Origin of the sequence: Caballeronia sp. INDeC2, assembly GCF_023631325.1 — a bacterium.
GTDB lineage: Bacteria > Pseudomonadota > Gammaproteobacteria > Burkholderiales > Burkholderiaceae > Caballeronia.
In genome coordinates this window covers 106,538-116,241 of sequence record NZ_JALQDG010000044.1, presented here as the reverse complement: position 1 = coordinate 116,241, position 9,704 = coordinate 106,538, and the positions used below count along the sequence as shown (strand labels likewise).

Annotated in this window: 10 protein-coding genes and 2 pseudogenes; 10 read left to right on the top strand and 2 right to left on the bottom strand. The window is 61.7% G+C overall.

Going from position 1 to position 9,704, the window contains the following annotated elements; translation table 11 throughout:
- The 4 genes and pseudogenes from sdhB to NCS28_RS29630 all read left to right on the top strand — a co-directional run.
- Positions 1-114 (top strand): annotated as a pseudogene (gene sdhB, locus NCS28_RS29645) (succinate dehydrogenase iron-sulfur subunit); the annotation flags it as partial.
- Positions 115-344: 230 nt separating this feature from the next.
- Complete coding sequence (gene ilvD, locus NCS28_RS29640) at positions 345-2,204, top strand: dihydroxy-acid dehydratase (protein WP_250517358.1); 1,860 nt, start codon at positions 345-347, stop codon at positions 2,202-2,204.
- A gap of 105 nt (positions 2,205-2,309) precedes the next feature.
- Positions 2,310-2,756: pseudogene (locus tag NCS28_RS29635) on the top strand (LysR substrate-binding domain-containing protein); the annotation flags it as partial.
- Positions 2,757-2,849: 93 nt separating this feature from the next.
- Positions 2,850-3,215 carry a BON domain-containing protein gene (locus tag NCS28_RS29630; RefSeq protein ID WP_250517357.1) on the top strand — a complete coding sequence of 122 codons (366 nt, stop codon included), beginning with the start codon at positions 2,850-2,852 and terminating at the stop codon, positions 3,213-3,215.
- Between the two features lie 21 nt (positions 3,216-3,236).
- Here NCS28_RS29630 and NCS28_RS29625 read toward each other — a convergent pair whose 3' ends face one another.
- Entirely contained in the window at positions 3,237-3,623 is a 387-nt protein-coding gene (locus NCS28_RS29625; protein WP_250517356.1) for an NUDIX hydrolase, read from the bottom strand.
- Positions 3,624-3,836: 213 nt separating this feature from the next.
- Here NCS28_RS29625 and NCS28_RS29620 point away from each other — a divergent pair, with 213 nt between their 5' ends.
- From NCS28_RS29620 to NCS28_RS29605, 4 genes are all read left to right on the top strand, one after another.
- Positions 3,837-4,664, top strand: a complete 828-nt coding sequence (locus tag NCS28_RS29620) for a CHAD domain-containing protein (protein WP_250517355.1) — start codon at positions 3,837-3,839, stop codon at positions 4,662-4,664.
- Positions 4,665-4,725: 61 nt separating this feature from the next.
- Complete coding sequence (locus tag NCS28_RS29615; protein WP_250517354.1) at positions 4,726-5,475, top strand: DUF2278 family protein; 750 nt, start codon at positions 4,726-4,728, stop codon at positions 5,473-5,475.
- 113 nt (positions 5,476-5,588) lie between these two features.
- Positions 5,589-6,824 carry a multidrug effflux MFS transporter gene (locus tag NCS28_RS29610; RefSeq protein WP_250517353.1) on the top strand — a complete coding sequence of 412 codons (1,236 nt, stop codon included), beginning with the start codon at positions 5,589-5,591 and terminating at the stop codon, positions 6,822-6,824.
- 90 nt (positions 6,825-6,914) lie between these two features.
- Complete coding sequence (locus NCS28_RS29605) at positions 6,915-7,130, top strand: hypothetical protein (protein ID WP_250517352.1); 216 nt, start codon at positions 6,915-6,917, stop codon at positions 7,128-7,130.
- A 20-nt stretch (positions 7,131-7,150) separates the two neighbouring features.
- Here NCS28_RS29605 and NCS28_RS29600 read toward each other — a convergent pair whose 3' ends face one another.
- Positions 7,151-7,792, bottom strand: coding sequence for an NADPH-dependent FMN reductase (locus tag NCS28_RS29600; RefSeq protein ID WP_250517351.1), 642 nt, complete (start codon positions 7,790-7,792; stop codon positions 7,151-7,153).
- A 228-nt stretch (positions 7,793-8,020) separates the two neighbouring features.
- Here NCS28_RS29600 and NCS28_RS29595 point away from each other — a divergent pair, with 228 nt between their 5' ends.
- A complete protein-coding gene (locus tag NCS28_RS29595; RefSeq protein ID WP_250517350.1) occupies positions 8,021-8,938 on the top strand; it encodes an ABC transporter permease in 918 nt (305 codons plus the stop codon).
- Positions 8,925-9,689 (top strand): ABC transporter ATP-binding protein, encoded by a 765-nt coding sequence (locus NCS28_RS29590; protein ID WP_250517349.1) that lies wholly within the window; start codon positions 8,925-8,927, stop codon positions 9,687-9,689. The genes NCS28_RS29595 and NCS28_RS29590 overlap by 14 nt, the downstream gene beginning before the upstream one ends.
- Positions 9,690-9,704: the final 15 nt, after the last annotated feature.

The window sequence follows — 9,704 nt, the reverse complement described above, 5'->3', positions numbered from 1 at the left end:
CGTCTGTTCCGTTGCCACACGATCATGAATTGCGTCGACGTGTGCCCGAAGGGGCTCAATCCGACCAAGGCGATCGGTAAGATCAAGGAATTGATGGTGCGGCGGGCTGTCTGATAGCCCGCTCGAACGAAGAGATGGCGCAGCCTTCAAAGAGGCTGCGCCATTTTTTTATTCGCGGGATTTCGCTACGCGGTGAAGCAGCCGAACGAAGCAAAACGAACGAAGCAGGTATGTGATAATCCCAAAATTCGCGCCCGCCCGACCCAAAAGGTCGTCGACCCCTGCGCAAGGGCCTTTACCCTCGTGGCCCGCTTTCATTCCGCGATATTTCAACAGCAACCACGATGCCCACATACCGTTCCAAAACCTCTACCGCCGGCCGCAACATGGCGGGCGCGCGCTCGTTGTGGCGCGCCACCGGCATGAAAGACGAAGACTTCTCGAAGCCGATCATCGCCGTCGTCAACTCGTTCACCCAGTTCGTGCCGGGACATGTGCATCTGAAAGACCTGGGGCAGCTCGTCGCGCGCGAGATCGAGGCCGCGGGCGGCGTAGCGAAAGAGTTCAACACCATCGCCGTCGATGACGGCATCGCGATGGGTCACGACGGCATGCTGTATTCGCTGCCGAGCCGCGACATCATCGCCGATTCGGTCGAGTACATGGTCAACGCGCATTGCGCCGACGCCATGGTCTGCATCTCGAACTGCGACAAGATCACTCCGGGCATGCTGATGGCCGCGATGCGCCTGAACATCCCCGTGATCTTCGTGTCCGGCGGCCCGATGGAAGCGGGCAAGACGCGCCTCGCGAATCCGAAGACGAAGGCCATCGAGTTGAAGAAGCTCGATCTCGTCGATGCGATGGTGATCGCCGCTGACTCGTCGTACTCCGATGCCGAAGTCGCGGAAGTCGAACGCTCCGCGTGCCCGACGTGCGGCTCGTGCTCGGGCATGTTCACGGCCAACTCGATGAACTGCCTCACCGAAGCGCTCGGCCTCTCGTTGCCCGGCAACGGCACCGTGGTCGCGACGCATGCCGATCGCGAGCAGCTTTTCAAGCGCGCGGGACGGGGTATCGTCGAACTGGCGCGCCGTTACTACGAGCATGAGGAAGCGCGCGTGCTGCCGCGCTCGGTCGGCTTCAAGGCCTTCGAAAACGCGATGACGCTCGATATCGCGATGGGCGGCTCGACCAACACGATCCTGCACTTGCTGGCGATCGCGCGCGAAGCCGAGATCGATTTCACGATGGCGGACATCGATCGTCTGTCGCGCACCGTGCCGCAACTGTGCAAGGTCGCGCCCAACACGAACAAGTACCACATCGAGGACGTGCATCGCGCGGGCGGCATCATGGCGATCCTGGGTGAACTGGATCGCGCGGGCAAGTTGCACACCGACGTGCCGACCGTGCATGCGCCCACGCTGAAAGACGCGCTCGATCAGTGGGACGTGAAGCGCACCGAGGATGAAGCCGTCAAGACTTTCTACATGGCAGGCCCCGCGGGCGTTCCCACGCAAACGGCGTTCAGCCAGAACACGCGCTGGCCGAGTCTCGACACCGATCGCGCCGAAGGCTGCATTCGTTCCTACGAACATGCGTTTTCGAAGGAAGGCGGCCTCGCGGTGCTGAGGGGCAACATCGCGCTGGACGGATGCGTCGTGAAGACGGCGGGCGTCGATGAAAGCATTCTCGTGTTCGAAGGCACGGCGCATGTCACCGAGTCGCAGGATGAGGCCGTGGAGAACATCCTCAACGACAAGGTCAAGGCCGGCGATGTCGTCATCGTCCGTTATGAAGGTCCGAAGGGTGGTCCGGGCATGCAGGAAATGCTCTATCCGACGAGCTATATCAAGTCGAAGGGTCTCGGCAAGGCGTGCGCGCTGCTGACGGATGGGCGCTTCTCGGGCGGCACGTCGGGGCTGTCGATCGGCCATTGCTCGCCCGAGGCGGCGGCGGGCGGTGCGATCGGTCTCGTGCGCGATGGCGACAAGATTCGCATCGATATTCCCAATCGCACGATCGATGTGCTGCTGTCCGATGAGGAACTCGCGCGTCGTCGCGAGGAACAGAACGCGAAGGGGTGGAAGCCGGCGAAGCAGCGTCCGCGGAAGGTGTCGGCGGCGTTGAAAGCTTATGCGAAGCTTGTTATGTCGGCGGATAAGGGGGCGGTGAGGGATTTGTCCTTGCTCGACGATTGAGGCTGCCTTGACCGGAAGTATTGGAGGCCGCTCTTTCGAGCGGCTTTTTTTTATGAGTCGTCGTCGACTTCTTGGGGAGAGCGGCTTCGTCTTTTTGCCGCGCGGGATGTGCGTTCCGACGATCATTTCACCGATCTCGTCGAGGAACGCGCCGATGTCGGACTGTGACGGCTCTCCGCCCGCCGGCGGCGCGATTGCGCGGCGTCTCGTGCCGATCCAGTTGATCGTGTGCGCGTCGCCCGCATCGTCTATCGCGAGGTCGCGGCATCGCTTTGCGCGAACGATATCGATGCGCAAACCGACGCGGTGCTCGCCCGTCTCGCGATCGGTCAGCTCGGCAGTTTCTCGGCGGTCACGCATATCCGCGAAGGTCAGCTCGTGCCCTTGCTCACGCGGCATCTGACGCCGCGCGAATCCATCTACATCTACTATCGGCATCGCACGGAGCAGCCGCTGCGCGTGCGAACGTTCATCGACTTCATGATCGGACAGCTCGCGGACAACGGCGATTTCTTCCTGTCGCCTGGGAAATTGCGCGCGCTCGCGAAATGAACGGCCCGATTCCCTGCGATATCGCGAAGCCCCGATTAGAATTCAGCATGCCCGCGTGTCATCCCAGCCATCAAGCCAACCTGGAGCCAAGCGATGAAAACGATCAATGCGCTCAGATTCGCCGCCGTTGCATCGGCGATTGCCTTCTCCGTCAACGCATGGCCGCAGAGCAGCGATGCGGCATCGACTCAGTCCGCCACGCCGTCGGCGAGCGCGGGAAGCTCGAAATCGTCGGCCCGCAAGGCCAATCGGGCGCTCGGCAAGAAGGTGTCTCAGGCGTTGCGGAAAGGCGGCGTGGAAATGAACGGCATCAACGTGATCGCGAAGAACGGCGTGATCACGCTCGCCGGACACGCGGCGGATGCGGAGCAGATCGACAAGGCAGCGTCGATCGCAAAGGGCGTGAGCGGCGTCACGTCGGTGAAGAATGTTCTGACGATTCAGGAAGGCGGGCAGTAAACACTCTTGCACGCGTGATCGTCAGCGCTTGCCGCGACTGCCGTTTCGTCTTTCGTCGCCGAGCGCTTTGACGATCATCCGTGTCGGCGCACTCGTGGCAAGCCGCTGAATCTCCGAAACGTGGACCCAGCGGCACCGTGAGATTTCGTTGCTTGCACGCGCCTTCGCGCTCTTCGGCACGTCGCAGAAGAAGACGTGATGATGCTTCTGCCGTCCCCGATGATCGAACAGGAATTTTGCGGACTTGCCCGCGAGACGCGTCTCTTCCTTGAGCTCGCGCAGCGCGGCATCCGGCAAATGCTCGCCTCGTTTGAGCATTCCGCCGGGCAGCGCCCATTTGGTGCGACGTCGCGCAACCAGCAGAATCCGGTTGCCCTTTCGACAGATGACCGTGGCTCGCTTCCTCAAACTGGCTCCGATTGATGTGATCCCGTTGGTCCGATGTACAGGCGCGTCTAAGTGTACCCAACAGCTATTTCGTTGTGGAGCGTTCGATGACAGAGGCATTTCCCGTATTGCACACTTAGCAAGACACGTTCCGCGTGCTGCATCGTTTTGGGGCAAAAGCATCGGCGGGTATGCATGTTGCACATCGCTGGCATTGCGAAACGGGAAACCATCATGGCTTCGAACGACAGTGCGGGCGCGGCAAACGAAACGGCGGAATCGAAATTCGGCGATTTGGCATCGCCATTGATCGACGAGGCGCTGCGGCATGCTTCGACGCTCAACGGGAACGCGGATCCCGAAGTGCTGCACAAGCTGCGTGTCGCGTTGCGGCGGCTTCGCACATTGTTCTGGGCTTATCGACCCTTGCTTGACGATCAGTTCGACACGCATCAACGTGCGTTACTCAAGTATCTGGCGACATCGGCGGGCAAGGCCCGCGACTGGGACATCTTGCTCCAGCTATTGAATGAGCTCGATGTCGAAGGGCTCGACGAATCCCTGAAGGCGCGTCGTGCCGCCGTGCTCGCGACGAGCATCGAAACCATCGCGAACGCGGATGTGAAGCATGTGTTGCAGGCGGGCGTGAAGGAGGCGAATCAGCAACTCAATACGGGACGTCATCGCGTGCCAATTGAACGGTTCGCGAAGAAGCGAATCAGCGCGGCGCGCGGTGAGTTGAAAAAGCGCATCAAGCGGGCGCTGCGCGCGAAGCGATCCGACTATGCCGCTTATCACGAAGTGCGCAAGGCCGGAAAGAAGGTGCGTTATCTGCTTGAATTCTTTCAGCCGGATATCGCGCCCGATATGCGTGTCAGCGTGAAGAGCCTGAAGCGGCTGCAAAAGCGCTTCGGCGCATTGAACGATGTCGTCGCGAGTCGCGGCTTGCTATCAGGCCCGGAAGGCGCTTTTCCCGACGGCATCGACACAAAGCCTGCGTTACGCGCGCTGAAAACCGAGCAGAAGCAGCGCTTCAAGTCCGCGAGAAAGGCGATACGCTGATCGATCGCAAGGCGGTCACACTGGCCGCATCAAATGATCGCTCACTTCACGGAGCAGCATCATGGCGCGCAATGAATACGTTCTCTTCAAGGGCAAGGTCACGCTCGGCGTTCCCTATCTGCAGAATTACAAGGGCGATCCGCATTATGTGATTGTCGGCGAAGACACGAATGGCAAGCCATTCAATATCGTCACCAATGTGAAATCCGATAGCTCGCTGACGGGACCGGCGGGCTATCTCGTGCTGTATCTCTGGAATCGATACTTCGATCATCCGATGGCCGCCGATCTCGCGAAGCTGCCCGCAGGCGTGGCGACATCGAACTTCCCGAAGCTCGATTATGTGCACGACGAGCGTCTTCTCGATCTCGGCGCGATGCGTCCGATCCCGCTCGATACCAAGGACGAGCACAACGACATCAACGCGCTCTTGAACGAGATGCTGCAACTGGACATGTCCGCCGACGGCATCGATTACGTCTACAAGACGCCCGCCTATAGCGACGATCGCCTCGGATGGAAACCCGCGAAAGACATCACCGTCTACGGCTTCGGCTTTCTCTTCGAACCGAATAAAGACGGGCTGCACGAAACGCACATGAATCAGGGCAACCCGAAGCCGGGCAAGGGCAGTCCTGCCAAGGACCACTCGAACGAAAACGGCGTGTTTCAGGACGGCGCGGTGATGGTCGAAGTGGATGGCAGGTTTCAGGCGCTTTTCGTGGCATTTCAGACGCAACTCGTACCAACCGATAGCCGCGGCCGTCCGATACCCGGCCAGTCTCATCCGATTCTCGATGGCACGAAGTGACATGCGCGACGTGGGCTTTGCGCCGATCCGCGCGATGACAGGCACAATACGACGAATCCGCCATCCGGCCCAGCCCGGCAAGAACCGCCGGGCTGCGCTCATTCATCGTTGTCATGAACCACACTCGATCGTCGAAGAATTCCCCGCGTTTTCTGCTGTTTCTGGTTTGTCTGTTCGCATCGGCCGGGCAGCTTGCCATCGACATCTACGTGCCCGCATTGCCCGCGATGGCGCGTTACTTCGCCACCTCGCCCCAGGCGATTCAGTCGAGCGTTTCCGGGTACATGGCGGCCTATGCAATCGGCCAGCTGGTATTCGGGCCCGTCGCCGATGCCTACGGGCGTAAAAAAGTGCTGGCGTTCGGACTCGTCGTCTTCACGCTCGGCTGTCTGCTCTCGCTCACCGCGACGAGTCTCGAAACCTTTCTGCTCGCGCGCTGCCTGCAGGGCTTCGGCATTGCGGCGACGAACCTGCTCGCGAAGACGATCATCACCGATTCGTTCTCAGGCCACGCGCTGATGCACGCGTTTACCTACATGTCGATTGCGTGGGGCCTTGCACCGATCGTCGCGCCCGTGATCGGCGCGCACTTGCAGACATGGTTCGGGTGGAAGGCGTGCCTGGTCTTTCTCCTCATCTATTCGATCGTGATGTGGGCGCTCGTATGGCGCTATCAAGAGACGTTGAAGAAGCCTGTGCATCTCGCGCCGCGCACGCTGTTCACGAACGCGGGCAAAGTGTTGTCGAGCCCGGTGTTCCGGAGCTGCTTTCTCGCGCAAGGTCTGTGCTACAGCATTCTGCTTGTGTTCAACATCGTCGGCCCTTTCATGGTGCAGAACACGCTGCAGAAGCCGCCGACCTACTTCGGCTATCTCGCGCTTGCCATCGGCATGATGTACTTCCTCGGTGGTTTGTCGAACCGCGTGCATGGCGCACGTCTGCCGAGCGCCGAGCAACGGTTGCGCATTGGCGCGCGCGTGATGGCGGGAGCATCGGTCGTCATGTTGCTGCTGTCGCTGACGATCGGCCTCACCGTATGGACGTTGGCCGCGCCCGTCCTCGTGATGGGCTTCTGCGCCGGCGCGATGTATCCGACGCTGATGGCGAAGGGCAATTCGCTCTTTCCCCATATCGCGGGCCTCACGGCGGCGATTCTCGGCTGCGCGCTGTTGCTCGTGTCGTCGGTGATGATGGGTCTCGCAGGCTTCGTTTCGGTGCATAACCTCGCGCCGCTCGCGGTGTTCTTCGTGATCCTCGCGTTCACGGTCGTCATGATGGTGACGCGCCTGCTGCGATATCTGGAGCAATCGCAGGCGGCGTGCGCGGTGCGCGGCGCGGACGCGGCCTGATCGGCCTGCAATGCATTGCAGAAAACCTTGTTTGTGCAGGCCTTTTTGACAGCCTAGAGTTGAGTCATTCGTGCATCGAGGAGGCGAGCCATGCCGCACTTCCTGACTCAATATTGGCAGGCGCTATCGGCGCCGGCCGGGCGCGTGCGTAAGCACTTCACGAAAGAAACGGCGGTGCACGCCGTGAGCGAAACCACGCGCGCGGAACAGCTCGAGCACATTTCCGCCTATGCCCGCGCGGGCTATTTCAACATGGGCTATACCGTCGACGCGTTTCAGTTGCCCGGCGAGCCGCCGCTGCACTGAAACGCATCGTCGTCCGCAAGTCAATGCGGCGCGAGTTCGACTCGCCGTTCAACCTCGTGATAGTCGTCGTTTGCCCGCGCCGCGCCGAAGGCCAGCGCGAAGCTCGATGCCTGCCGCCCCACGGTGCGGAGTTGCTCGACGACCTTCGGATCGGAACACGTATCGGCCGATTCGAAGCGCGTTTCGAGCGTATTGACCGTCGCACCGAAAGGCGTCGGCCAGCCGCGCAGCGCATGCACGATCGAACGCAACGACGTGAGCACCGTGCCCGCCGCTTGCCATCCATAAGCCGTGACGATGCTGCCGACCGCGCGTCCATCGAGATAGGGACGATCGTCGAGCCTGAGCTCTTCCAACGTATCGAGCGCGTTTTTGACGAGGCCCGAAATGCCGCCGTGATAGCCGGGCGTCGCGATGATGACCGCATCCGCCGCGCGCACGGCCTCGATGAGTTCATATTGCTCGTCGGTGAGTTCGCGCGATTCCGGTGCATAGTGCGGCAGGCTATGCAAGAAAGCGCCGCCGAATAGCTGCACGCTCGCGCCGCTTTCCTGCGCGCCGCGCAATGCGAATGCGAGTGCCCGTTCGGTCGATGATTGAGGCCGCGTCGTGCCGCCGATGCCGACCACCCGTGGCCCGCGCGATGAAATGAATCGAGACAAGATCGATACTCCGTGAAAACAGGGAACGCATCCGCATACGTTAGGGTAGCGCGCCCCATTCGCCAACGAAGCGAATCTGCTAAGCAATGCACTGCTCGTGCCTTTATCGGATCGTTGGAATCCAAATGACGCGCAGTGCGCATAGCATCTTGCAAAGCGTTCGTTTGATGCGAGGACATGCGACCGTACCATCGTATGTTCCTCTCTCATCGAATCCGACGAACGCCCATGAACGTCCCTCGCTTTCCATCCGCCGCGCTCGGGCTCGATCCGGGCGCGACGCCTGATCGCACGCATGACGCCGATGCACGCGCCGTCGATCCACGCGCGCTCATCGATCTGCCGACACGCGATGTGCGCCGAGGCAGCGTACTGCAATGGCCCGTGCTGCGCTCGCGCGCGTTGCGTATCGGCGTGCCGCTCGCGCTCGTCGTGCTGTGGCAGCTCGCGTCGTCGTTGCGGCTCGTCGCGCCGGAAACCTTGCCGTCGCCCACGGTGATCGTCGACGCACTGAAGGAACTGATCGCCGATGGCGAACTGCAAAGCGCGATCGGCGTGTCGCTCGTGCGCGCGGCGACGGGCCTCGCGATCGGCGGCGGCATCGGCCTGTTTGCGGGCCTTTTCGCAGGGCTCTGGCGCGTGGGCGAGGAAATCGTCGATGCGCCGTTGCAGATGCTGCGCACGATTCCGTTCATCGCGCTGATTCCGCTTTTCATCACCTGGTTCGGCATCGGCGAGGGCGCGAAGGTCGCGGTGATTCTCGCGGCCACCATCTTCCCGATGTATCTCAACACTTATGCAGGCGTGCGCGGCGTCGATCCGAAGCTGCTCGAAGCGGCGAACGTGTTCGGCCTGTCGAGCCGGCAGATCGCGTTGCGCATCATCCTGCCGACAGCGCTGCCTTCGATACTCGTCGGCGTGCGTTATTCGTCGGCGGTGGCGTTGCTCGCGCTCGTCGTTGCGGAGCAGATTAATGCGCAGAACGGCATCGGCTACATCCTCGTGAACGCGAACCAGAACCAGCGCGCGGACATCATCATCGCGGGCATTCTCGTGTATGCGGCGCTCGGTATCGTGACCGATCTCATCATGCGAGCGCTCGAACATCTCGCTCTTCCGTGGAGGCCGCGCTTTGAACTCGCTTGATGCCGCATTCACAAGGTCCGTTCGCGATGAACGCGAGACCGCGCTCGAACTCGATGGCGTGAGCCGCGTGTTCGCCGGCCGCGCGGTGCTGAAGGACGTGTCGCTCAACGTCAGACGCGGCCAGTTCGTGTCGATGCTCGGCGCATCGGGCGCGGGCAAGACGACGCTCCTGCGCATCCTCGCCGGTCTCGACCAGGCCGACAGCGGCCGCGTGCGCGTCGCGCTCGCGCGCTCGGTCGTGTTTCAGGAGCCGCGTCTCGTGCCGGCGAAGCGCGTGTGGGAGAACGTCGTGATCGGTCATGACCGCCTCAACGCAGCGAAGCCTTCCGCACTGGCCGCGCTCGATGAAGTGGGACTCGCGAGTCATGCCGATGGCTGGCCGAAGACGCTATCGGGTGGCGAAGCGCAGCGCGTCGCGCTGGCACGCGCGCTCGTGCGCGAGCCGAAGCTATTGCTGCTCGACGAGCCCTTCGCCGCGCTCGATGCGCTCACGCGCATCCGCATGTATGAGCTCGTCGCGCGCTTGTGGCGCGCGCATACGCCGGCGGTCGTGCTCGTCACGCATGACATCGACGAGGCGATTCTGCTGTCGGACCGTATCGTCGTGCTGTCGCAAGGCGAGATCAGTGCGGATGTCGTCGTCGATTTTCCGCGTCCGCGCTCGCGCAGCGACGACGCATCGATTGCGCTCAGAACGCGGCTGCTCGCGGAACTCGGCGTCACGCAAGATTCGCCGCAGAAGGCGGCATAACATTCCATTCATTCA

What these genes read in the sequence shown, in the direction of transcription:
- ilvD (WP_250517358.1), top strand. Translation starts at nt 345, where the DNA reads ATGCCCACATACCGTTCCAAAACCTCTACCGCCGGCCGCAACATGGCG.
- NCS28_RS29610 (WP_250517353.1), top strand. Translation starts at nt 5,589, where the DNA reads ATGAACCACACTCGATCGTCGAAGAATTCCCCGCGTTTTCTGCTGTTT.
- NCS28_RS29620 (WP_250517355.1), top strand. Translation starts at nt 3,837, where the DNA reads ATGGCTTCGAACGACAGTGCGGGCGCGGCAAACGAAACGGCGGAATCG.
- NCS28_RS29595 (WP_250517350.1), top strand. Translation starts at nt 8,021, where the DNA reads ATGAACGTCCCTCGCTTTCCATCCGCCGCGCTCGGGCTCGATCCGGGC.
- NCS28_RS29615 (WP_250517354.1), top strand. Translation starts at nt 4,726, where the DNA reads ATGGCGCGCAATGAATACGTTCTCTTCAAGGGCAAGGTCACGCTCGGC.
- NCS28_RS29630 (WP_250517357.1), top strand. Translation starts at nt 2,850, where the DNA reads ATGAAAACGATCAATGCGCTCAGATTCGCCGCCGTTGCATCGGCGATT.
- NCS28_RS29605 (WP_250517352.1), top strand. Translation starts at nt 6,915, where the DNA reads ATGCCGCACTTCCTGACTCAATATTGGCAGGCGCTATCGGCGCCGGCC.